We start from the raw sequence: 21,232 nt of genomic DNA, 5'->3' as shown, positions 1-21,232 counted from the left end.
CCCCCCCCCCCCCCCCCCCCCCCCCCCCCCCCCCCCCCCCCCCCCCCCCCCCCCCCCCCCCCCCCCCCCCCCCCCCCCCCCCCCCCCCCCCCCCCCACTGCCGTGTTCTGGGCCTACTTCTTGCCCTGGTTCTTCACGGCCTCGATGGCGGCGGCCGCGGCCTCGGGGTCGAGGTACTGGCCACCGGGGTTGGTCGGGCGCAGGTCGTCGTCGAGGTCGTAGCGCAGCGGGACGCCGGTGGGGATGTTGAGCCCCACGACCTCGTCCTCGCCCATCCCGTCCAGGTGCTTCACCAGGGCCCGCAGGCTGTTGCCGTGTGCGGCGACGAGCACGGTCAGGCCGGCGCGCAGGTCCGGCACGATCGCGTCGTACCAGTACGGCAGCATCCGGACGACGACGTCGGCCAGGCACTCGGTCTGCGGCCGCACCTCCGGCGGCAGCATCGCGTAGCGCGCGTCGCCGTCCTGGGAGTACTCGCTGCCGGCCTCGATGGGCGGCGGCGGGGTGCTGTAGGAGCGGCGCCAGATCGTGAACTGCTCTTCGCCGTACTCGGCGAGCGTGGCGGCCTTGTCCTTGCCCTGCAGCGCGCCGTAGTGCCGCTCGTTGAGCCGCCACGAGCGCTTGACCGGGATCCACTGCCGGTCGGCGGCGGCCAGCGCCAGCTCTGCGGTGGTGATGGCGCGCTTGAGCACCGAGGTGTGCGCCACCTCCGGCAGCAGGCCGTGCTCGGCGAGCAGCTCACCGCCCCGGGCGGCCTCATCCCGGCCCTTCTCGGACAGCGGCACGTCCACCCAGCCGGTGAACAGGTTGGCCTTGTTCCACTCGCTCTCGCCGTGGCGGAGCAGCACGAGCGTGCCGGGGCGGGTCTGGGGCGAGGACATCGTCACGGGGCCATCCTGCCCGACGGGTGAGGTGATGGAACGGCCTCCCTGCAGGAAGAAGGACCCCGTCCCTCTCACCGCTCGCAGGCTCGCGGCGAGCCTCCGGACGGAGCCTGGTCCGAGCTTGCGAGTGGCGGGGGGGCAGGGAGGTCTTCACCCACCGAGCAGTGGCCACAACAGCCACGCCTCGAACGCCAGCGGCGGCAGCAGGCCGCTGAGCAGCCAGGGGCTCCGCACCGGACGGTCGACGCCCCAGCGCAGCGCCGCGACGGCGGCCACGCTGCAGGTGGCACCGGCGGTCAGCCACAGCAGGATGCCGCCCACGTCGACGGTGAGGAGCTGGGCGAAGGTCAGCCGCACGGCGCACAGCAGCAGCGGGTACACCAGCGCGGTCGCGGCGAGCAGGCCCACGAGCGCCCGGACCTGCCGCTGCTGCTGTCCGGGTCCCTCCTGCACCGCCGCCACGCTAACCGCTGGCCGCGGCCGGCGCCCCGCCGTCAGTCCCGGGCGGTCGTCCGCCGGCCGGGCAGCCAGACCAGGACGACGACGGCGGCCAGCGCGGTGGCCAGCGCCGTCCCCAGGGCCGTGAGGTGCATCGCTGCCACGAACGCCTCGCGGGCCGGGCCCACCAGCTCGGCCGCCGCCGGGTCGCCGGCCTGCCGCACCGCACCGAGGGTCGCGACCAGGGAGGTGCTCGCCTCGGCGCGGGCGGCCTCCGGCAGCACGTCGACGGCGCTGCCGAGCCGGGCGGCGTACGCGTTGGCCAGCAGCGAGCCGAGGATCGCCACCCCCAGCGCACCGCCGACCTGGCGCACCGAGTTGTTCACCGCCGCCCCGGCGCCGGCCTTGTGCCGCGGCACGACCGACATGATCGACTCGGTCGTCGGGGCCATGACCGTGCCCATCCCCAGGCCCTGCACCGACAGGATCGCCAGCAGCAGCCACAGCGACGAGGTCGTGTCCAGCAACTGGAAGCCGCAGACCGCCGCCGTCAGCAGCCCGAACCCGGTGCCGACGACGGCCTTGGCGCCGAACCGCTCGGCCAGCCGGGAGCTGCCCGGCGCCATGACGGCCATGCCCAGCGCCATGGGGATCAGCGCCGCCCCGCTGACGAGCGGGCCGTGGCCGAGGGCGCCCTGCAGGTAGTAGACGAGGTAGAAGGTCGCGCCCATCAGCGCGAAGAAGTTCAGCCCGAGCGCGGCCGCGGCGGCGGAGAAGGCCGGGTTGCGGAAGAGCGTCACGTCCAGCGCCGGGTGGGTGGAGCGGCGCTGCAGCCAGACGAACAGCGCCAGCAGGGCCAGCCCACCGAGCAGGGGCACGAGGACGCCGGGCGACGTCCAGCCGGCTCCTGAGCCGCCGTGGATGATCCCGTAGACCAGTCCGACCAGCGCCACGATGGACAGCAGCACGCCGGGCACGTCCAGCCGGCCGGGCGAGGGGTCGCGGGACTCCGGGACGACGAGCAGCGTGGCCACGATGCCGACGACGGCGACCGGTACCGCGATGAGGAAGATCGCCCCCCACCAGAAGTGCTCGAGGACCGCGCCGCTGGCGAGCGGGCCGCCGGCGACGGCGATCCCCGCGGTCCCCGCCCACACGCCGATGGCGCGGCCGCGCTCCCCCGGCGGGAAGACGTTGGTGATGACGGCGAGGGTGGTCGGCTGGACGGCGGCACCGCCGATGCCCATGACCGCTCGCCAGGCGATCAGCTCGCCGGGGCTGCTGCTGAACGCGCCGAGCACCGAGCCGGCGGTGTAGACCGACAGGCCGATCAGCAGCACCGTCCGGCGGCCGATGCGGTCACCGATGACGCCCCAGGAGAACAGCAGGCCGGCGAACACGAGGATGTAGGCGTCGATCGCCCACTGCAGCTGGCCCTGCGTGGCACCCAGCTCGCGCTGCAGCGTGGGGATGGCGACGTTGAGGGTCGTGTTGCCCATGATCACCACGAGCAGGCAGACCGTCATGGTGGCCAGCACCCACCACCGGCGGGCGTAGCCGGGCCGCTCCTCGGCGGCCTCGGGCAGCGACCGGCCGGTCGCCGTCACGCCCCGCCGTCCGGGGCGTCCCCGGTGCGGGACCTCCGGCCCGGGTCGATGAAGTCGGCGAACGCCTCCAGGTTGCGCAGGGACTCCCCGCGCTTGACCCGCCACTCCCACTCCCGGCGGATCGACGTGCCGAAGCCGATCTCGAGCATCGTGTTGAAGTGGTCGTCGGCGTAGCTGAGCACCGCGCCGAGGACGCGGTCGAGCTCCTCCGGGGTGACGGCGGCGTGCGGCAGCCGGCCGGTCAGGTAGACGTCGCCCACGCTGTCGATGGAGTAGGCGACGCCGTACATGCGGGCGTTGTGCTGCAGCAGGTAGGTCCACAGCTGCTCGCGGTTCTCGTCGGGCTGGCGGCAGACGAAGGCCTCCACCCGCAACGCGTGCTCGCCGACGATCAGCCCGCAGACGGTCTTGAGCTTCTTGGTGCCGGGCAGGTCGACCAGCCAGCGGCCCGGCGCGGGGTGCTCGTGCACCAGCTCGCTCTCGCGCAGCGTCTCCTCGATGACCGCGTCGAGCTCCTCGACCGCACCCCGCCCGCTCACCGGGCCACCTGCGCACCGAGCGCCCGGACACCACCCAGGGCCCAGGCCGGGCGCAGCAGGGTGCCGGCGCCGGCCGCCTGGGACGCCGTGGCCATCTCCTCCGCGGCGGCGGTGTACGCCGCGACCAGGCTGTCGACGGTGCGCTCCCAGGAGAACGAGCCCGCGTGCCGGCGCGCACCGGCCGACAGCAGCTCCCGGCGGGCGAGCACCGCGCGGATCGCGGCGGCGTAGTCGGCGGGGTCGCGGCCCTCGACCAGCACGCCCGAGACGCCGTCCCGGACGGCGGTGCGCAGGCCGCCCACGGCCGCCGCGACGACCGGCGTCCCGCAGGCCTGGGCCTCCAGGGCCACCAGGCCGAAGGACTCGTTGTGACTGGGGACGACGGCGACGTCGGCGGCCCGGTAGTGCTCGGCGAGCAGCTCGGCGTGCACCGGTGGGAGGAACCGGACCAGGTCGGCGATGCCGAGCCCGGCGGCCAGCTGCTCGAGCTGGCGGGGCGCCTCGAGACCGGTGCCGCTGGGCGCCCCGACGACGTGCACCTGCAGCCGGTCGCGCAGCGTGGGGTCGTCGGCGAGCATCCGCGCGGCCGCCTCGAGCAGCAGGTCGGGGGCCTTGAGCGGCTGGATGCGGCCGACGAAGAGGAGGACGACGGCGTCCTCGGCGACCCCGAGCCGGCGACGGGCCGCCGTCCGGTCGCCGGGGGTGAACCGGTCGAGGTCCACACCGGGCGGGACGACGAGGGTGCGCCGCGGGTCGGCGCCGTAGTGCCCGACCAGCTCGCGGGCCTCGTCGTCGGTGTTGGCGATCAGCCGGTCGGCCTCGGCGACGACCTGCTCCTCGCCGATGACCCGGGCCCGCGGCTCGGGGCGGTCGCCGGCGGCCAGGGCGGCGTTCTTCACCTTGGCCAGGGTGTGCGCGGTGTGGATGAGCGGCACGCTCCACCGGTCGCGGGCCAGCCAGCCGACCTGGCCCGACAGCCAGTAGTGCGAGTGCACGACGTCGTAGTGGCCCGGCTCGTGCTGGGCCTCCTCGCGCAGGACGGCGGCGGTGAAGGCGCACAGCTGGGCGGGCAGCTCCTCCTTGCCCAGGCCCTCGAAGGGGCCGGCGCTGACGTGCCGCACGGTGACCCCGGGGCTCATCTCGGCCACGGGCGGCAGGTCGCTGGAGGTGGCGCGGGTGAACACGTCGACGGCGATGCCGCGCTCGGCCAGCCGCCGGGAGACCTCGACGACGTAGACGTTCATGCCGCCGGCGTCTCCGGCGCCGGGCTGGTCCAGCGGGCTGGTGTGCACCGAGAGGGTGGCCACCCGCCGGGGCACGGCCGAGCGGGAACGGCGGCGAGCGGCCACGTACGACCTCCCGCCCTCGCTCTGGGCGCCGGGAGGCACCCGCTCGACACTGCAGTCTGCAACAACGCCAGGATGGGCCTCATGCCCGGCCCCTCCCCCCAGTCTCCCTCCGCTCCCGCAGGTGCGCCCGGTGCGGGGCGGGTCGCGGTCGTCACCGGCGCCTCCAGCGGCATCGGCGCGGCCACGGCCCGGCGGCTGGCGGCGGAGGGCTTCGACGTCGTCCTCGGCGCCCGGCGCATGGACCGGCTGACGTCCCTCGCCGAGGAGACCGGGGCCCGGGCACTGCCGCTGGACATCACCGACGCCGACTCGGTGGCCGCCTTCGCCGGCGCCCTCGACCGGGTCGACGTGCTGGTCAACAACGCCGGAGGCGCCTTCGACGCGAGCCCCGTGGCCGAGGCGGACCTCGACTCCTGGGCCCGCACGTACGAGGTCAACGTGCTGGGCACCGTCCGGCTGACCAAGGCGCTGCTGCCCAAGGTGATCGCCTCGGGCGCCGGCGACGTGCTGTTCGTCGGCTCGACCGCGGGCCTGATCAGCTACGAGGGCGGGGCGTCGTACACGGCGGCCAAGCACGGCGTGCACACGCTGGCCGAGACGCTGCGGCTGGAGTTGTTCGACCAGCCGGTGCGGGTGGTCGAGATCGCACCCGGGATGGTCAGGACCGAGGAGTTCGCCCTCAACCGGGTCCAGGACCGGGAGCGGGCCGAGGCGGTCTACCGCGGGGTGCGCGCGCCGCTGGTCGCCGAGGACGTCGCCGACTGCATCGCCTGGGCCCTCACCCGCCCGCACCACGTCAACGTCGACCTGCTCGTCGTCCGCCCGCGGGCGCAGGCCGCCCAGCACAAGGTGCACCGCGAGTAGAAGGACCCCCTGCGCCCCCACCGCTCGCGCCGGCCCCTGCAGGGGGCCGGGGTCAGGGGCGGATGGTCGTCGGCTCGCGCTCCAGGGACACGCCGAAGCGCTCCTGCACCGCGGCGATGATCTTCTCGGAGAAGGCGAGCAGCTCCTCGGCCGTCGCGCCGGGCTCGGTGGTCAGCGCGAGGCTGTGGTGGGGCGAGGTCCCCACGCGCCCGTGGCGCGTGCCGCGACCGAAGCCGGCGTGCTGCACCAGCCAGGCGGCGCTGAGCTTGACCATGCCGTCACCGGCGGGCCAGCTCGGGCAGCCCTCGACCGCCCGCTGCACCGGGACGACGGGGTTGGTGAAGAACGAGCCCGCGCTGCGGCTGGTCGGGTCGGCGAGGTCCCAGACCATGCCCTTGCCGCGGCGCAGCTCCAGCACGGCGGCGCGCACGTCGGCCAGCGGCGCCCGCTCCCCCAGCTCGACGCCGAGGGTGCGCGCCAGCTCGGCGTACCCCACCGGCCGGGACAGCTCCCCCGGCTCGAGCCGGAACGAGACGGTCAGGACGACGAACCGGCCGGGCTCGCGCTTGAGCCGGCTGTCGCGGTAGCCGAACTCGCACTCCTCGGGGGTGAGCACCTGCTCGGCCGACCGCGCGCGGTCCCAGACGCGGACGGCGGTGACGACCTGTCCGACCTCCTGGCCGTAGGCGCCGACGTTCTGCACCGGCGTCGCCCCGGTCGAGCCCGGGATGCCCGACATCGCCTCCATGCCGGCCAGCCGCTGCTGGACGGTGTGGGCCACCAGGTCGTCCCAGGGTTCGCCGGCCTGCACGACCAGCCCGCTCCCGTCCCGCTCGACGCCCCGGCTGCGGACCACCACCACGTCACCGGGCCACCCGGTGTCCGGGGCGATCAGGTTGGAGCCGCCGCCGAGGACCAGCAGCGGCCGCCCGGCGGCGTCGGCCTCGCGGACCGCGGCGACCAGCTCGTCGGGGTCGGTGACCTCGACCAGCCGGTCGATGGGGCCCCCCACGCCGAGGGTCGTCAGCTCCGCGAGGCGGGCGTTCCGTCGGACCTGCACGGCACCACGCTAACCGCGACTACGCTCTGGACCGGTGAGCGAGGCAGGAGGCGGGGACCACAAGCGTCGCGCCAGCCTCCCGAAGAAGGCCAACCCGCGGCTGGCGGCCGGCCGGGCCCGCGCCCTGGGCCTGCCGACGCGCGGCACCACCAACGCCAACCGGCTGCGCCGGGTCGACCGCTGGCTGCTGGCCACCCAGGTGCCGCGGCTGCGCGACGCCGCCCGGCCGCTCGTCGTCGACCTGGGCTACGGCTCGTCGGCCGTGACCACGCTGGAGCTGGCCGACCGGCTGGGCCCGGAGGTGCACGGCCTCGAGGTGGTCGGCCTGGAGATCGACCCCGACCGGGTGGCCGCGGTGGCCGCCGACCGCGACCCGCCGCGGGTCGACTTCCGGGTGGGCGGCTTCGAGCTGGCCGGCCTGCGCCCGGTGCTGGTGCGCGCGTTCAACGTGCTGCGCCAGTACGACGAGGAGTCCGCCGCGCAGGCCTGGCAGACGATGTGCGCCGCGTTGGGACCCGGCGGGCTGCTCGTGGAGGGCACCTGCGACGAGTGGGGACGGCGGTCGGCCTGGGTCGCCCTCGACGCCGACGGCCCCCTGACGCTGACGCTCTCGGCGCGGGTGTCCGACCTCGACCGGCCCTCCGACCTGGCCGAGCGGCTGCCCAAGGCGCTCATCCACCACAACGTGCCCGGTCAGCCGGTGCACGAGTTCCTCCGCGCGCTGGACACCGCGTGGGCCACCGCGGCCGGGCTGTCCACCTTCGGCCCGCGCCAGCGCTGGACCGCCGCCGTGGAGGCGCTCGCCGAGCAGGGCTGGCCGTTCGTCGGCTCCAGCCGCCGCTGGCGGCACGGCGAGGTCACCGTGCGCTGGTCCGCCGTCGCCCCGGTCTGACCCGCCCCTCCCGTCGGGCACGATGGCCGGCATGCCGATCGGTGACCGTCTCCACCGCCGCTGCCTCGAGGCGGTCGTCGAGGAGGGCGAGCGGTTCGGCGTCGTCGTCCAGGAGGTGGAGGCCGGGCTGACCACCGCACCCGACCTGTCCGCCCCGGTCCCCTGGGTGCCCGCCTGGACGATCCGCGACCTCGTCGGGCACCTGGGCGCCGTCCACCGCTGGGCGACCGCCATCGTGCGCGCCGGCACCACCGACCGGCCCGCTCCTCCACCGCAGCCGCCGGACGACGGGCTGCCCGGCTGGTACGCCGCAGGCCTGGCCGACCTGCTGCAGGCCCTCCGCGACACGCCGCCGGACAGCCCCGCCTGGCACATGAGCCCGGCGGCGGAGCGGACGGCCGCCTCCTGGGTCCGCCGGCAGGCGCACGAGCTCGCCGTCCACCGGATGGACCTCGAGGTCGCGGCCGGCCTGCCGGTCACCGCGGTGGACCCGGACCTGGCCGAGGACGGCGCGGACGAGGTGCTGCGCGTCGTCGTCCCGCGCTGGGCGCACACCGAGCCGGTGCGCTCGGCGACGGCGGCGGTCGTCGTGCGCAGCACCGACACCGGCCGGGTGTGGACGGTCCGGGTCACGCGCGGGGACGTCGAGGTGCACGACGGGGACGGCGGCGCCGCGGACGCCGGGCTCGAGGCACCGGCCGGCGACCTGCTGCGCCGGCTGTGGGGCCGCCCGGCCGAGGTCACGGTGACCGGTGACCCGGCCGCCGAGGCGCTGCTGCGCGGGCGCTGACGGCAACCGGTGCGGCGAGATCGGCGATCTCGCCGGTACGGCACGATGGCTCCCGATGAGCCGTCGCACGCGGGCCCAGCCGGTCGTCCCGCCCGGCCCCACACCCGTCGACGGCGGCACCGCCGAACTGCTCGGGGACGCCGACCGCGACGGCTCCTGGATCCTGATGGTCAACGGGACGCCGCAGTCGCACGTCGACCTCGAGGACCCCACCCACCTGGAGTTCGAGTACGTGCGCCGGATGGGCCACGTGCTGGACCTCGCCGCCGACGAGGGCCGACCGATCGACGTCGTCCACCTGGGCGGCGGCGCCCTCACGCTCCCCCGCTACGTCGCGGCCACCCGCCCCGGATCCCGGCAGCGGGTCGTCGAGCTCGACGAGCCGCTCACCGAGCTCGTCCGGGCGCACCTGCCGCTGCCCCGGGACGCCCGGGTGCGGGTGCGCGCGGCCGACGCGCGGGCGGGCCTGGCCGCTCTGCCGTCCGCGAGCGCCGGCGTGGCGGTCAGCGACGTCTTCGCCGGGGCGCGGACGCCGGCGCACCTGACCAGCGTGGAGTACGCGCAGGAGGCCCACCGGGTGCTGCGGCCCGGCGGCTCGTTCGTCGTCAACGTCGCCGACGGCCCGCCGCTGCGCTTCGCCCGCGCCCAGGTGGCGACGCTGCGCGCCGTCTTCGCGCACGTCTGCCTGCTGGCCGAGCCGGGCACGCTGCGCGGCCGCCGGTTCGGCAACCTGGTGGCGGTCGCCTCCGACGCCGAGCTGCCGATCCCCGCGCTGGTGCGCCGCTGTGCCGCCGACCCGATGCCGAGCCGGGTGGTGGAGGGGGCCGACCTCGACAGCTTCGCGGGCCGCGCGCGGCCGGTGCACGACGCCGACGCGGTCGCCTCGCCCGAACCCCCCGAGGGCGTCTTCAGCCGCTGAGCGCGGCCTCGAACGCCGCCAGCGCGCGGTCGTCGAACAGCACGAACCGCACCTCCTGCACGTGCTCGACCTGGGCCGCCCGCACCCCGGCCACGGCCTGCACCGCAGCGTCCTCCAGCGGCCAGCCGTAGACGCCCGCCGAGATCGCCGGGCAGGCCACCGACCGGGCACCCAGGCCGTCGGCGACCCGGAGGCTCTCGGTGTAGCAGGAGCGCAGGACGGCGGACCTGTCCTCGTCGGGCGACCAGATCGGGCCGGCGGTGTGCACCACCCACCGGGCCGGCAGCCGCCCCGCCGTCGTGGCCACCGCCTGCCCGCGAGGCAGCCGGCCGCCGGGGAGCCGGGCCTTCACCGCGCGGCACTCGGCCAGGATCTCGGGGCCGCCCGCCGCGTGGATCGCGCCGTCGACCCCGCCGCCACCGAGCAACCCGGGGTTGGCCGCGTTGACGACGACGTCGACGTCGGCCTCGGTGATGTCGCCGCGGACGGCACTCAGGAGCACGGTCCCAGACCGTAGGGTCGCGGGCATGACACCGCCCGCCCGCCTCCCCCTCCGTCGCGACACGCGCCACAAGGTGGTCGCCGGCGTCTGCGCGGGGATCGCCCGGCGCTACGGCATCTCGCGGAACGGCCTGCGCCTGGCGTTCGTGCTCTCCTGCGTGCTCCCCGGCCCGCAGTTCATCGCCTACCTGCTGCTGTGGATCGTGATCCCGCCGGACACCCGGGGCTGAGCGCCCCGGCGGCTCACCAGCTGCTGCCGCCCCGGCGCAGGCCGCGGACGGCGGGCCGCACGTCGACGAGGTAGACGATCGCGGCGATGACCGCCGGCAGCCCGAGGAAGCTCAGCGGGGTCTGGAAGACGACGATCACCAGCACCGAGAGCCCGAGGATGGCCGCCCACGCCGGCTTGGTGAGCTTGCCCGCCGCCACGTAGCCGGCGGCCGGGCGGACGAGGGCGTCGACGAGCGCCCACACCGTGAGCGCCAGAGCCGCGTAGAAGAGCACCGCGTACACAGCGCTCTGGAAGCTCAGCATGCCGGGGAGGGTACCCGCCGGGACGCCCTCGGCCGCGGCGCTGCACCCCTCCGGGGGAGGCCCCGGACGCGGCAGGGCCCCGGAGCGCTCGACGCTGCTCCGGGGCCCTGGGACCGGGTCGCCCCGACGTGACGGACTGGAACGGCCCCCGTCCAGGGGTCCACCCTGAGCTTGCGAAGGGTGGGGAGGACGGGGGCCCTTCCTCAGTCGTTCCGCTTGGTGGTGCGGGCGCGGGTCACGCGGGCGGTGGTGCCGGCCGGGGCCGACCTCCGCGCCGGGGTGGTCTTCTTCGCCGCGGCCTGCTTGCGGGCCGGCTTGTCGGCCTCGGGCGCCTCGGCCGACTCCAGGGTCGACTTGGCCTGGTCGGCGGCCTCGTGGGTCGCCTCCTCCGCCTGGTCGATGACCTTCTCGGCCTTGGCCGCGGTCTTCTGCGCGATCGAGGTGACCTCGTTCGACGCCTCGGCGACGGTCTCGGCGGTCTCCTCGAGCACGTCCTCGAGGGTGTCCTCGACGGCGTCCACCGCGCGCTCGGCCCGGCGGACGATCGTGCGGACGCTCGGCTGGCGGCGCAGCTCCTCGACGACCTCGGCACCGCGGACGGCGAGGGTCTCGATGGTGGCGACCGTCTGCGTGCGGGCGGTGCTCACCAGGCCGGTCACCGTGCCGACGACGGCGTCGGGGCGGACGACGGCGGCGACGTGCTGGGCGGAGGTGCGGGCGCTGCGCACGGCCTCGCGGGCACGCTCGGCGGCCTCCTCGGCGCGGGTGCGGGCCTCCTTGGCGGCCAGGTCGACCTGCACCTGGGCCTCGCCGGGCAGCGCCTCGGCGCGGGAACGCAGCGTGCCGACGACGGCGCGGGCGCGCTCGACGGCCAGGTCACCGGCGCCGACGGCGGCCAGCAGGACCTGCTTGTTCTGGACGACGACGGTCTCGCCGTACTTCTTCAACGTGTCGGTGGCGGTCATGCCGACTCCTTCGTGGGGCGGGGCGGGGTGGGGGCGATGGGGGCGGCCGGGGCTGGCGCGCTGACGGCGTGCTCCCGGACGTAGGTCTCGTAGAGCTCGAGCAGCACCGCCTTGTGCCGCTCGGAGAGCGACCGGTCGGCGCGGATGGCCGCCACCGTGTCCGGGTTGCCGGACCGGCGGTCGAGGATCCCGGCCTGCTCGTAGAGCGTCTCGGCCGAGATCTTCAGACCCTTGGCGATCGCGGCCAGGATCTCCGCCGACGGCTTGCGCAGCCCGCGTTCCACCTGCGAGAGGTACGGGTTGCTCACCCCGGCGGTGCGGGCGAGCTCGCGGAGGGACACCCGGGCGGCATTGCGCTGCTCACGGATGAAGTCCCCGACCTGGGTCCCGGTCGCCGAGACCTTGGAGCGTTCGGCGGCGACCGTCTCCGCGACGCTGCCCGCGAGCTGGTCCACCACCTCGCGGACGGTGGTCACCTGCCCGCGGACGAAGTCGCCGGGGTTCTGCACACCCCAGACGCTAGGCCCGGGTGCTAGCTCCTGCAAGCGCCAGAGCTAGCACCCGGACGTGAGGCTCCTCACACCCGGCGTGTCGACTCCGCCGCCAGCGCCGCGGCCGGGCGGACCTCGCCGACCACGCCGTCCCCGCCGGGGACCGGGGTCAGCCCCCACGGGGCCAGCAGCTCGGCGGGCACGCCGAGGTGCCGCAGGCCGGCGCACAAGGCGGGCGTCCGGCCGCGGTCGCCGCCGTCGTCCAGCTTGAGCGCGACCGCGCCGCGCCCCGGCAGGGCGGCGACGTGCACGCCGTCGGCCCCGCCCTTGACCAGCAGGCCGTCGACGGCGCGCATGAGGTCGGTGTCCTCCCGGTCGGTGCCCGCCACGTACCAGGGGTGCGCGCGCATGGCGTCGGCGACCGCCCGGTCGGACGTGCCGGCCGCGGCCTCGACCAGCGAGGACACGCCGCGGGCCAGCCCGGTCAGCGGCAGTCCGTGCTGCGGGGCGCCGCACCCGTCGACGACGACCGCGGCCACCTGCGTGCCCGCGGCCGCGCCGAGCCGGGCCTCGATCGCCTGCTGCAGGGGATGCGCCCGGTCGAGGTAGCCCTCGGTCGGCCAGCCGGCCGCGACGCAGGCCGACAGCATCGCCGCGTGCTTGCCCGAGCAGTTCATCGCCAGCCGCTCGGGCGCCCGCCCGGTGGTCGACCAGGACGCGCGGGTGGGCTCGTGGCTCGGCAGCGCCGGCGGGCAGCCGAGGTCGTCGGGCGAGAGACCGGCGGCGGCGAGCATGCCGGCGACCCGCTCGCGGTGGCCGTCCTCGCCGGAGTGCGAGCCGGCACCGATCGCCAGCTCCTCCCCCGACCGCGGCGTCCACCCGGCGGCGAGCAGCGCGGTGGCCTGCACCGGTTTGTTCGCCGAGCGCGGCAGCACCGGACGGTCGACGTCCCCCGCGGCCAGCAGCACCCCGCCGTCGGGGCCGACGACGACCAGCGAGCCGCGGTGCACCGACTCCAGGAACCCCGAGCGCCACACCTCGACCAGCACCGGGTTGTCCGGCCAGGAGCTCGACCGGGCGGCCCCGGTCAACGCACCAGGCTCCCTGCAGCATCCCGCCGCGGGCCTGCGAGCGGCGGGGGGCAGGGGGTCCTCCTCCGAGGGGTGGGGAGAGCGGGGTCCTCCATCAGTGCCGTCCCTCGTCGGCGAGCAGCGCGGCGACGTCGGCCTCGCCGTTGCGGTACCGGCGGCCGAGCTCGGCGGCCAGCCCGTCCATGACCTGCTGCACGCCGCGCCGCCGCTCGGACAGCGCCCCCTCGGCCGCGGCCAGCGCGCGGGCGGCCCGCTCCAGCTCGGCGTCGGACAGCTCGGGGACCGCGGACAGGTCGACGCCCGGGGTCAGCGAGTTGACCCAGCTCTCGTACTCCTCGGGCGCGGCCGGCTGCACCGTCTGGTGCCGACCCAGGCCGTGGGCGGGGCCGCGGCCCTTCTCGGCGAGGATCTCCGGGAGCAGGTCGACCAGCGAACGGCCGTCGTGCTCGGCGCGGCGCTGCAGCTCGCGGCGCACGATGTCCAGCCGGCCCTGCAGCAGCCGCCGGGTGTAGGAGAGGTTGACCTCCTCCTGCTCGGCCTGGCGGCGCAGCCGGCGGACGTCGGCCATCGGCCGCGCGACGGCCGCCTCGAGGAAACCGGGGTCGAGCAGCGCGTCGACGGCGGCGCCGCCGGCGGGGGTCGGTTGAGGGGTCACGGGCGGGCCTCTCCGGGGGGTCGAGCGGTCACCGGGGGATGGTCCCAGACCGCACGGCCTGGACCCGTTCCCGCGCCGCAGCGACCGTGTCGTCGAGTCCGGCCGGGGCGTCGTCGGGGTCGATCGCGGCGCGCGCGCCGGCCACGGTGAGCTCCGCGTCCATCGCCACCGACTGCTTCACCAGCGCCAGCGCCACGACGCCGAGCTCGTGGTGGCGGACGACCGAGCCCACCCGGCCGACGTCGCGCGCGCCGAGCTGCACCGGCGTCCCCGGCTCCGGCAGCTGCTCGGCCAGCCCGTCGAGGTGCAGCAGCACCAGCCGCCGCGGCGGACGGCCGAGGTTGTGCACCCGGGCCACGGTCTCCTGGCCGCGGTAGCAGCCCTTGGCCAGGTGGACGGCGGTGGTCAGCCAGCCGGTCTCGTTGGGGATGGTGCGGTGGTCGGTGTCGAGCCCCAGGCGCGGACGGCGGGCCTCGACGCGCAGCGCCTCGTAGGCGTCCACCCCGGCCAGTGCGGCACCCGCGGCCAGCAGCGCGTCGCCGGTGGCGGCCAGCTCGCCGCGCGGCACCAGCAGGTCGACGACGGGCGCGCCGTTCCCGATCGGGGGCATCCGGCGCAGCCACCCGCCGCCGTCCCGGGCGAGCACGGCGTACGGCCCGGCGGGGACGGGCAACCCGGCGGCGGCGAGCACCGCGTCCGCCCGGGGGCCGACCAGCGACAGCAGCGCCCACGCGCCGGTCACCAGCGCCGGCTCGACGCGGAGCATGAACCGCATCCGCTCCAGGTACGTCTGCAGCGCCGCGCCGGTGCCCGGCTCGACGTCGACCCAGGTCGTGCCGGCCAGCTCGGCGAGGACCAGGTGGTGCTCGACGTGCCCGTTCGGGGAGAGCTCGAGGGCCTCCGCGCCGGTGCCGTCGCCGAGCCGCTCGAGGTGCTGGGTGAGCAGGCTGTGCAGCCAGGTCAGCCGGTCGGCGCCGGGGACGACGAGCACGTCGCGGTCGCTGCGGTCGACCAGGCCGGCGCCCTCGGCGAGCTCGCGCTGCTCGCGCAGCGGGCTGCCGTAGTGCGCCGGGACGGACCCGTCCTCCACGGCGACGGCGCCGGGGCGCGAGAGCAGGGGGCTGGGGGTGGACATCAGGACTCCGATCCGGCTCGGTCGCGGCACGCGCGGCACGTGCCCGACAGCGCGACGTGCCCCACGTCCAGCTGGAAACCGAGGTCGGCCGCCAGACGTTCCGCGGCGCCGTCGAGCAGGGCCGGGTCGGCCGAGGAGATCTGCCCGCAGCTGGCGCACACGACGTGCAGGTGCGGGTGCTCGGCGGCGTGGTAGACCGGCGCGCCCTTGCCGAGGTGGGTGTGCCAGACCAGCCCGAGGCGCTCGAGCAGCTCGAGGTTGCGGTAGACCGTCGAGGTGTCCGGCGCCGCGCCGTCCGGGCCGGCCTCCTCGCGCAGCCGAGTGGCGATCTCCTCGGGGGTGGCGTGCTCGAGCGCGCCGACCGCGGCGAGCACCCGCTGACGCTGGGTGGTCAGCCGCAGCCCGCGGGCCCGTAGGCGCTCGGCCAGCGGTGCGGCGTCGTGGGGCGGGTGCGGGGCGGGCACGCGTCCAGCGTAGGTCCGTGTCGGACGAACCCATGCCGGCGAAAGCGCCCGGCGGGCGCGGACGTCAGGCATGTGCGGATGTCAGGCACGTGCGGGAGCGACATCGTGCGTTCGGGTCCTGTGGACCCTCCGGCGCACCACGCACCCGACGGCCTCCACACCGCTGCTGCCGGTGACGGAGTCGTCGAGGAGCACGGGCCGACCCCTCGGCGGATCGCCACCCACACGCGGTGGCAGAAGTGCCACCTTGGAGGAGATGGAGACCATCCCGCAGGAGCAGCTGCGCAACCAGGTGGCCGAGGTCCTGCGTCGCGTCGAGGTCGGCGAGACCTCCACCGTGACCGTCGCCGGACGCCCCGTGGCCGAGCTGCGGCCGACACACCGGCGCCGTTGGGTGAGCGGTCCAGCGCTCGCCGGAGTCTGGCAGGGCCCACCGCCGCGGCGACTCGACGAGGACCTCGCTCACCTCGGCGCCGGGTTGAGCTACCCCTTCCGCCGATGAGGGCGGTGCACGACACGTCCGTTCTCATCGGTGCGGACGCACCAGGCGACGTCGAGGCGGCGATCAGCGTCGCTTCGCTCACCGGACTGCACGTCGGTGTCCTCCTGGCCTACGATGAGGACGAGCGCGCGCGCCGGGTGAATCACCTGGCCGTGATCGAGGCGGCGTTCGACCCGTTGCCCATCAGCGTCGAGGTGGCGTGTGTGGGGTCGATCCGAGGCCGCCGTCGCCCGACGAGGCGGCGGTCCCGGCGTCGGCAGATGGACCTGGCGATAGCGGCGACCGCAGCCGTCGAGCAGGTGCCGCTGCTCACGCACGACCTCGCCGACTCCGAGATTATCGGAGACCTGGTTGATGCTCGGCAACCCTGAGCAGCCATCAGGAAGGCCGCCCGCAAGGCGATCCCTCTTCGGGGATGGCGGACCGAGGCCACCGACTCGTCCTCGAAGGCGGCTTCACGGACACGGTCTGGGGGAGAGGTCGAACGACGACCCGGCGAGCCACCGGAGCCGCCCGTCAGTCGGTCATGAGTCACGCGGCGAGCCGCCTGACGGTCTTCAGGCGGTCGGTCCCTCGCCGAGCGGACGGTCGCGCAACCGGGTGGCGAGGATCGCCGCCTGGGTGCGCCGTTCCAGGGCCAGCTTGGCCAGCAGGTTGGTGGTGTAGTTCTTCACCGTCTTCTCCGTCAGCCGCATGCGGTCGCCGATCTGGCGGTTGGTGAGCCCCTCGCCGATCAGCCGCAGCACCGTGCGCTCCTGCGGGGTGAGCAGCTCCAGCGGGTGGTGCTTCTCGCCGGTGCGTCGGCGGGACGCCGGCGTCGCCTCCTCGTCGAAGACGGTGCCACCGGAGGCGACCGTGCGCACCGCCGCCACCAGCTCCGGGGCCCGCACCTGCTTGAGCAGGTACCCCGACACGCCCGCCCGCACGGCCGCGGCCACGGTGTCGCCGTCGGAGCACCTGCTCAGCACCAGGCACCGCAGACCGGGCACGCAGGCCCGCAGCCGTTCACAGACCTCCGCACCGCTGCCGTCGGGCAGCCGCATGCCGACCACGGCGACGTCGGGCCGCACCGCCGGTCCCCGCGCCAGCGCCTGGGCGACCGATCCGGCCTCGCCGACGACCGTGATCCCCGAGTCGCCGGCGAGCACCTGGGCCACCCCGCGGCGGACCACCTCCTGCTCGTCCACCACGAGGACGCGCACGGAGGCCGTGTCCGACGGCACCGTGACCAGCTCCCCTCGCAGCAGCAGACGAAACCGGACCGTCCGCTCCGGCAGCGCGCGCCACCCGGGTGAGGGCCGCGCGCGGCCCGGGGCGACCGCTCCGCCGCCCCGCGCCTGTGATCAGCGCGGACCGGGGAGCGGAGGGCCTCGGGCCCCGGCTCCGTGTGCCGGGGGCGGGCCGACTGTCCGACCGTGCCTCCGACAGGAACCGCGCCACCCATGAAAGAAGGGGCGGGCCCGGCGGGTCTACGCGCACGGCGCAGAGTTCGGTGCGATTCGCGCAGACCGCGAGACGTGCACCTGGCCGCGGAGCGTCGCCCCAGGTGCCGGCCTAAGCGTGCCGCAGGGTGCGGGCCGGGGTCTCCTCGAACTTCTCGCGGTAGGCAGCGGCGAACCGGCTCGGGTACACAAAGCCCCACCGGCCGGCGACCTGGGCCACCGTGGCCGTGCCGGGATCGGCGGCCCGCAGGTCCTCGTGGGCTCGCTGCAGCCGCACGTCCCGCAGGTAGCGCATCGGCGGAACGCCGACCGAGCGGGCGAACCCGTCCTGCAGGCTCCGCGGGCTCACCGCGACGCTGCGGGCCAGCGTCACCGTCGTCCAGGGGTGCTCCGGCCGGCCGTGCATGAGGTCGATCGCCCGGCGGACCGCCGGCGGGGCGGCCGGGAGACGTGGCTGTGCCAGCGCCTCGGTGTAGTTGTGCGGTTGGGCCAGCAGCAGTCCCTCGATGAGCAACCTCTCCAGATGGCCCGCCGCCAGAGGGTGGTCGAGCAGGCTGTGCTCGTAGCTCGCCTGCCGTTCGATCAGCCGCACCACCTCCACCCACGCCCGCCCCGAGGGGCTGGTGAGATCCATGGCCGGGGTGAAAGCGATCGGCCCGGGCAGCGGTCGGTCCAGCATCGTCGCGAGCTCCTGCTGCAGGAGCTGACGGGGAAAGATCAGGCAGAACTGCGCGCAGCCTGCGCGCCAGGCGATGTCGGCAGGCAAATCCGGCATGAACATCGCCGCGCGATGAGGCGTGCTACGGACGCGCTCCAGCAGGCCGGAACGCGAGTCCGTCTCACCGGTGAGCGGCACGTTCACGTGGTAGTTCTCCGCCTCGGCCGTGTCGATCTGCAGGTCATGGCCGACCCGGACGTAGCTGACCGTCACATCACCGACGCGTTTCGCGTTCAGGGTCAGGGCCACGCCCTGGGGGCGGAGCGGCTCGAGCAACCGCATGCGCATCGGCCGGAACGTCGACTGCATCGCCTGGTGCGCCTCGTCGAAGTCGGATGTCCGCGCCACCCTGAACCGAGCGAACGGCTCCGCCGTCATGGTCTTCCTCCGCCGCGGCACCCCGTCGTCGGACCGCCACCATCTGCACAGCCGAGGGTGCCATCTGGACAGCCGCGCGCGGGAGGTGGGCCCACGCTCGTGTGAGCCGACCGCGGCCACAGCAACGAACTCGCGCCCGGGCGCGTGGCCCTGCACGTCCGTGTCCTCGACCACGACATGGGTCGCGACCGGCTCACGGCCGCCCTCGAGGATCCAGCGGACGAGGTGCCGTGGAGCGATCCCCGCCGGGGGGAACGGCATCCACGAGCCGGCCGTACCTGAGGCCGACTGGGGCGTCCCTCAGTGGGCCGCTATGGGCAATTCGCTCCACACCTGATCCACCGACGACCCGCAGCCCTCTCCCGCAAGGCGAACCTCACCGGTGCCGCGGCAGATCCGGCATCCCGGCAGTGGAATCGCCTCCCGGCAGAGCCGCCCGAGCACCTGCCCGGTGGAGGAGCGTCATGCGGACAGGCCCGATGGTGATGACGACGGTGGCGAGGTCGGCGACGACCGCGCCGACGGCCGACACGACGTCGTCCTGCGGGGGTGGCCCGCCCGCCGACGACATGAGGGATCGACGTGAACGGAGCGACGCACGGCCTGCCGGGGCGGCAGACTCGTCAGCCGCGTCCTGTTGCCCGCGCGAGGGCGGCCAGCTCGGCGAGCAGGTCGGCGTAACCGGCCACCGGGACGCCGTCCACGCCGAGCCCGGGCAGCCCGGTGACCCCGTCGATCGCGCCGGCCGCGGTGGCGGCGTCGAGCAGCTGCGCGTCGAGCTGCGGGTCCAGCAGCGCGGCGAGGGCGTCGCGCTGCCGGGGGGCCAGCCGGGCGAGGGCGGCGACCAGCCCGGAGCACCCCCAGTTGGAGGTGCCGGCGACGGCGAGGGCGGCCACGGGCACCCGGCAGGCGATCCGGTCCCCGTGCGCGATGCAGTCGGCGACGACGCCGGCCGGCACGTTGCCCATGCCGATCTCGTTGCCGCCGTCGCCCACCGCCCCGGTGACCACGCCCGGCAGCGCGAAGGCTGCGTGCAGCGGTGCGGTGCAGTCGGTGACGTCGAACCCGCGCATGGTCAGCACCCGCCCGTCCGCGCCCGGCCCCAGCCGCTCGACGGCGACCAGGTGGGAGAGACCGAGCCCGGCCACGCGGGCCTGCACCTGCCCGGCGTCCGCGGTCACCGGCAGCACCTCCGGCCGGCCGGCGCCGAGGACGTCCAGGCAGGCGCCGGTCACCGCCGCGCAGGGCTCGTCGGTGAGCACGACCGGCTCGGCACCGAGCGTGGCCAGTGCGGCGGCCAGGACGGCGGTGCCGACCGGCCCGTCGGTCTCGGCCGCGGGCGTGGGCGCCCAGGCGATGTGCACGCCGGTGACCAGGCCGACCCGGCTGCCGGCGCGCGCGGCGGCGGCGAGCTCCCCGGCCAGCCGGGCGAACTGCCCGGGGACGGCAGCGGCCAGCCCGGTGACGTCGCGGGCACCGGGGCGCAGCAGCGCCCGCTCGATCCGGGCGAGCGCGTCCGTCACTCGATCTCCTCGCTGGCGCTCGTCGGCCTCGCGCCGGGCGTGCGCTGCCCTCTGCGTGACCTCGCCAGCTCGGTCACGTCACCGGCGGCCGGGCCTCCGCGAGCACCCGCTGCAGCGAGGCCAGGTACCGGTCGGGCACCGAGTGATCGCCGCGCGGCGGCAGGAACCCCTCGACCGTGGCACCGGTGACCGCGGCGAACGACGCGGCCTCCTCCCCCAGCGCCCGGACGACGGCGTGCTCGCCCCAGGCCGTGCTCCGCGCCAGGTGCGCCATCGCCGCGGCGCTCTCGGCCCGCTCTCCCACGCAGTCGAACGGCTTCTCCGTGGCCCACAGCCGCCGGAACCCGTCGACGAGGGAGAGGTCGGCCAGCGGGTCGCCGCCGAACACCTCCCGGGCCTCGGCCGGGGTCAGGAAGGCCGCGAAGCACAGGAAGGTGAACAGGCACTTGTCGCAGTGCAGGCACCAGCGCTGCGTGGCCTCCCCGCCCATGTGCGCCTGCGTGTACGAGCGGTTGCAGCTGAGGATCTCCCCGCGCAGGTCCGGCAGGTTCGCCACCGCGGCCACCGTCGCCAGCTCCGACAGCTGCCGGGTCAGGCTGAAGTAGCCGACGCCGACCTCGGCCGCGGCGGCGGCGAACAGCCGCTCGAACTCGTAGGACTTCGAGTACTGGTGGTTCACCCGCGCGCCGTTGACCGTCAGCGTCTCCTCGTCGGCGGAGCGCTCGTTGGCGAACACCACCGGGTCGAACCCGCCCAGGACGGCGACCAGCGTCGAGATCGCCGAGTTGATCGCGGTGACCGGCACGTGCCCGTTCAGCCCACCGGCCCGGGTGCGCTCGGCCAGCAGCGGGTCCAGCCGGCGGCGGACGCCGATCAGCCGGACCCCCGCGGCGCGGGCCACGTCGCGCTGGGCGTCGGTGGGGTTGACCGCGAGCGCGGTGGCCGGGGTGACGACGACCAGCGCCAGCGCGGAGTCCTTGCCGCCGCCGACCGGCAGCAGCGCCTCGCGCCCGCCGCCGTCCGCCGGCGCGGGGAGGTCGTCGGTCAGCTCCAGGTCCAAGGCGACCTCGTGCGGCACCGGCAGCCGGTTGACCGCGGCGAACTCGCCCAGCCCGTGCGTGTACGCGGCCTCGGCGACGGCGGCCTGCGCCTTGGTCACCGGCCGCGCCACGACGACCCGGCCGGGGGCGCTCAGCTTGTAGTAGCTGGTGCCCATGACGAGGTGGACGAGGTCGAGCGCGGCGTCCACCCGCGCCGGATCGCCCCCGGACACCAGGTCGGGATCGAGGGTGAGCCGCTCGGTGAACTCGTCCCCGCCCAGGCGGTAGGTGAAGGCGGCCTCGCCGGTCGTGCGGTCGAGCGAGCGGCCGGCGACGACGAACGGCTCGGGCTCCGGGGGGGGGGGGGGGGGGGGGGGGGGGGGGGGGGGGGGGGGGGGGGGGGGGGGGGGGGGGGGGGGGGGGGGGGGGGGGGGGGGGGGGGGGGGGGGGG

The 21,232-nt window shown here is 75.8% G+C and carries 26 protein-coding genes; 7 read left to right on the top strand and 19 right to left on the bottom strand.

Translation table 11 applies throughout. From position 1 onward, the window contains the following. Positions 1-113: 113 nt before the first annotated feature. The 5 genes from ACI78Z_RS22870 to mshA all read right to left on the bottom strand — a co-directional run bounded on the left by ACI78Z_RS22870 (position 114) and on the right by mshA (position 4,817). The gene (locus ACI78Z_RS22870) at positions 114-881 is read right to left on the bottom strand and encodes a phosphoglyceromutase (RefSeq protein ID WP_457038832.1); all 768 of its coding nucleotides are present in this window, start codon (positions 879-881) and stop codon (positions 114-116) included. Positions 882-1,034: 153 nt separating this feature from the next. After that, a complete protein-coding gene (locus ACI78Z_RS22865) occupies positions 1,035-1,337 on the bottom strand; it encodes a hypothetical protein (protein WP_457038831.1) in 303 nt (100 codons plus the stop codon). 41 nt (positions 1,338-1,378) lie between these two features. After that, positions 1,379-2,929 (bottom strand): MFS transporter, encoded by a 1,551-nt coding sequence (locus ACI78Z_RS22860; protein WP_457038830.1) that lies wholly within the window; start codon positions 2,927-2,929, stop codon positions 1,379-1,381. After that, positions 2,926-3,468, bottom strand: a complete 543-nt coding sequence (locus ACI78Z_RS22855) for a YbjN domain-containing protein (RefSeq protein ID WP_457038829.1) — start codon at positions 3,466-3,468, stop codon at positions 2,926-2,928. The genes ACI78Z_RS22860 and ACI78Z_RS22855 overlap by 4 nt, the downstream gene beginning before the upstream one ends. Then, entirely contained in the window at positions 3,465-4,817 is a 1,353-nt protein-coding gene (gene mshA / locus ACI78Z_RS22850) for a D-inositol-3-phosphate glycosyltransferase (protein ID WP_457038828.1), read from the bottom strand. The genes ACI78Z_RS22855 and mshA overlap by 4 nt, the downstream gene beginning before the upstream one ends. A gap of 81 nt (positions 4,818-4,898) precedes the next feature. On the opposite strand from mshA, the gene ACI78Z_RS22845 reads away from it, so the two are divergent. Continuing rightward, entirely contained in the window at positions 4,899-5,681 is a 783-nt protein-coding gene (locus tag ACI78Z_RS22845; RefSeq protein WP_457038827.1) for an SDR family oxidoreductase, read from the top strand. A 52-nt stretch (positions 5,682-5,733) separates the two neighbouring features. Here ACI78Z_RS22845 and ACI78Z_RS22840 read toward each other — a convergent pair whose 3' ends face one another. Next, positions 5,734-6,741: a UDP-N-acetylmuramate dehydrogenase gene (locus ACI78Z_RS22840; protein WP_457038826.1), complete on the bottom strand. Its 1,008-nt coding sequence runs from the start codon at positions 6,739-6,741 to the stop codon at positions 5,734-5,736. 34 nt (positions 6,742-6,775) lie between these two features. On the opposite strand from ACI78Z_RS22840, the gene ACI78Z_RS22835 reads away from it, so the two are divergent. Genes ACI78Z_RS22835 through ACI78Z_RS22825 form a run of 3 tightly spaced genes read left to right on the top strand, consistent with a single transcriptional unit; the run spans position 6,776 to position 9,342 of the window. Continuing rightward, complete coding sequence (locus ACI78Z_RS22835; protein WP_457038825.1) at positions 6,776-7,633, top strand: class I SAM-dependent methyltransferase; 858 nt, start codon at positions 6,776-6,778, stop codon at positions 7,631-7,633. 31 nt (positions 7,634-7,664) lie between these two features. Then, entirely contained in the window at positions 7,665-8,423 is a 759-nt protein-coding gene (locus tag ACI78Z_RS22830; protein WP_457038824.1) for a maleylpyruvate isomerase N-terminal domain-containing protein, read from the top strand. 55 nt (positions 8,424-8,478) lie between these two features. Beyond that, positions 8,479-9,342, top strand: a complete 864-nt coding sequence (locus ACI78Z_RS22825) for a fused MFS/spermidine synthase (RefSeq protein ID WP_457038823.1) — start codon at positions 8,479-8,481, stop codon at positions 9,340-9,342. Here the strand turns inward: ACI78Z_RS22825 and ACI78Z_RS22820 are convergent. Beyond that, positions 9,332-9,844, bottom strand: coding sequence for an O-acetyl-ADP-ribose deacetylase (locus tag ACI78Z_RS22820; RefSeq protein WP_457038822.1), 513 nt, complete (start codon positions 9,842-9,844; stop codon positions 9,332-9,334). The two genes, ACI78Z_RS22825 and ACI78Z_RS22820, sit on opposite strands and share 11 nt — an antisense overlap. A 25-nt stretch (positions 9,845-9,869) precedes the next feature. Between ACI78Z_RS22820 and ACI78Z_RS22815 the strand changes: the two genes are divergently transcribed. Next, positions 9,870-10,073: a PspC domain-containing protein gene (locus ACI78Z_RS22815; RefSeq protein ID WP_457038821.1), complete on the top strand. Its 204-nt coding sequence runs from the start codon at positions 9,870-9,872 to the stop codon at positions 10,071-10,073. Positions 10,074-10,086: 13 nt separating this feature from the next. Here ACI78Z_RS22815 and ACI78Z_RS22810 read toward each other — a convergent pair whose 3' ends face one another. The 7 genes from ACI78Z_RS22810 to ACI78Z_RS22780 form a co-directional block, all read right to left on the bottom strand. Further along, a complete protein-coding gene (locus tag ACI78Z_RS22810; RefSeq protein ID WP_457038820.1) occupies positions 10,087-10,377 on the bottom strand; it encodes a DUF2516 family protein in 291 nt (96 codons plus the stop codon). Positions 10,378-10,580: 203 nt separating this feature from the next. Continuing rightward, positions 10,581-11,342, bottom strand: a complete 762-nt coding sequence (locus tag ACI78Z_RS22805) for a hypothetical protein (protein ID WP_457038819.1) — start codon at positions 11,340-11,342, stop codon at positions 10,581-10,583. Then, complete coding sequence (locus ACI78Z_RS22800) at positions 11,339-11,851, bottom strand: helix-turn-helix domain-containing protein (RefSeq protein ID WP_457038818.1); 513 nt, start codon at positions 11,849-11,851, stop codon at positions 11,339-11,341. Before ACI78Z_RS22800 ends, ACI78Z_RS22805 begins: the two co-directional genes overlap by 4 nt. A 68-nt stretch (positions 11,852-11,919) precedes the next feature. Next, on the bottom strand, positions 11,920-12,924 hold the full coding sequence (locus ACI78Z_RS22795; RefSeq protein ID WP_457038817.1) for an asparaginase: 1,005 nt from the start codon (positions 12,922-12,924) through the stop codon (positions 11,920-11,922). Positions 12,925-13,018: 94 nt separating this feature from the next. Continuing rightward, positions 13,019-13,579, bottom strand: a complete 561-nt coding sequence (locus tag ACI78Z_RS22790; protein WP_457038816.1) for an RsiG family protein — start codon at positions 13,577-13,579, stop codon at positions 13,019-13,021. Between the two features lie 28 nt (positions 13,580-13,607). After that, positions 13,608-14,714 (bottom strand): CAF17-like 4Fe-4S cluster assembly/insertion protein YgfZ, encoded by a 1,107-nt coding sequence (ygfZ, locus tag ACI78Z_RS22785; RefSeq protein ID WP_457038815.1) that lies wholly within the window; start codon positions 14,712-14,714, stop codon positions 13,608-13,610. Continuing rightward, positions 14,714-15,178, bottom strand: coding sequence for a Fur family transcriptional regulator (locus tag ACI78Z_RS22780; RefSeq protein WP_457038814.1), 465 nt, complete (start codon positions 15,176-15,178; stop codon positions 14,714-14,716). The genes ygfZ and ACI78Z_RS22780 overlap by 1 nt, the downstream gene beginning before the upstream one ends. A gap of 256 nt (positions 15,179-15,434) precedes the next feature. Here ACI78Z_RS22780 and ACI78Z_RS22775 point away from each other — a divergent pair, with 256 nt between their 5' ends. After that, positions 15,435-15,680, top strand: a complete 246-nt coding sequence (locus tag ACI78Z_RS22775) for a type II toxin-antitoxin system Phd/YefM family antitoxin (RefSeq protein WP_457038813.1) — start codon at positions 15,435-15,437, stop codon at positions 15,678-15,680. A gap of 5 nt (positions 15,681-15,685) precedes the next feature. Next, a complete protein-coding gene (locus ACI78Z_RS22770) occupies positions 15,686-16,051 on the top strand; it encodes a VapC toxin family PIN domain ribonuclease (protein WP_457038812.1) in 366 nt (121 codons plus the stop codon). A gap of 186 nt (positions 16,052-16,237) precedes the next feature. Here ACI78Z_RS22770 and ACI78Z_RS22765 read toward each other — a convergent pair whose 3' ends face one another. The 5 genes from ACI78Z_RS22765 to ACI78Z_RS22745 form a co-directional block, all read right to left on the bottom strand. Further along, positions 16,238-16,903 (bottom strand): response regulator, encoded by a 666-nt coding sequence (locus tag ACI78Z_RS22765; RefSeq protein ID WP_457038811.1) that lies wholly within the window; start codon positions 16,901-16,903, stop codon positions 16,238-16,240. 331 nt (positions 16,904-17,234) lie between these two features. Continuing rightward, positions 17,235-18,218 (bottom strand): AraC family transcriptional regulator, encoded by a 984-nt coding sequence (locus ACI78Z_RS22760; RefSeq protein ID WP_457038810.1) that lies wholly within the window; start codon positions 18,216-18,218, stop codon positions 17,235-17,237. Between the two features lie 376 nt (positions 18,219-18,594). After that, positions 18,595-18,750 carry a hypothetical protein gene (locus ACI78Z_RS22755; RefSeq protein WP_457038809.1) on the bottom strand — a complete coding sequence of 52 codons (156 nt, stop codon included), beginning with the start codon at positions 18,748-18,750 and terminating at the stop codon, positions 18,595-18,597. A 91-nt stretch (positions 18,751-18,841) separates the two neighbouring features. Next, the gene (locus ACI78Z_RS22750) at positions 18,842-19,741 is read right to left on the bottom strand and encodes a glutamate cyclase domain-containing protein (protein ID WP_457038808.1); all 900 of its coding nucleotides are present in this window, start codon (positions 19,739-19,741) and stop codon (positions 18,842-18,844) included. A gap of 73 nt (positions 19,742-19,814) precedes the next feature. Continuing rightward, on the bottom strand, positions 19,815-21,014 hold the full coding sequence (locus tag ACI78Z_RS22745) for a hypothetical protein (protein ID WP_457038807.1): 1,200 nt from the start codon (positions 21,012-21,014) through the stop codon (positions 19,815-19,817). Positions 21,015-21,232: the final 218 nt, after the last annotated feature.

The sequence above is a fragment of the Geodermatophilus sp. SYSU D01176 genome, assembly GCF_054050015.1.
This window is presented reverse-complemented; position numbering and strand designations above follow the sequence as displayed.

What these genes read in the sequence shown, in the direction of transcription:
- ACI78Z_RS22870 (WP_457038832.1), bottom strand. Translation starts at nt 881, where the DNA reads ATGTCCTCGCCCCAGACCCGCCCCGGCACGCTCGTGCTGCTCCGCCAC.
- ACI78Z_RS22845 (WP_457038827.1), top strand. Translation starts at nt 4,899, where the DNA reads ATGCCCGGCCCCTCCCCCCAGTCTCCCTCCGCTCCCGCAGGTGCGCCC.
- ACI78Z_RS22830 (WP_457038824.1), top strand. Translation starts at nt 7,665, where the DNA reads ATGCCGATCGGTGACCGTCTCCACCGCCGCTGCCTCGAGGCGGTCGTC.
- ACI78Z_RS22825 (WP_457038823.1), top strand. Translation starts at nt 8,479, where the DNA reads ATGAGCCGTCGCACGCGGGCCCAGCCGGTCGTCCCGCCCGGCCCCACA.
- ACI78Z_RS22815 (WP_457038821.1), top strand. Translation starts at nt 9,870, where the DNA reads ATGACACCGCCCGCCCGCCTCCCCCTCCGTCGCGACACGCGCCACAAG.
- ACI78Z_RS22810 (WP_457038820.1), bottom strand. Translation starts at nt 10,377, where the DNA reads ATGCTGAGCTTCCAGAGCGCTGTGTACGCGGTGCTCTTCTACGCGGCT.
- ACI78Z_RS22805 (WP_457038819.1), bottom strand. Translation starts at nt 11,342, where the DNA reads ATGACCGCCACCGACACGTTGAAGAAGTACGGCGAGACCGTCGTCGTC.
- ygfZ (WP_457038815.1), bottom strand. Translation starts at nt 14,714, where the DNA reads ATGTCCACCCCCAGCCCCCTGCTCTCGCGCCCCGGCGCCGTCGCCGTG.
- ACI78Z_RS22775 (WP_457038813.1), top strand. Translation starts at nt 15,435, where the DNA reads ATGGAGACCATCCCGCAGGAGCAGCTGCGCAACCAGGTGGCCGAGGTC.
- ACI78Z_RS22760 (WP_457038810.1), bottom strand. Translation starts at nt 18,218, where the DNA reads ATGACGGCGGAGCCGTTCGCTCGGTTCAGGGTGGCGCGGACATCCGAC.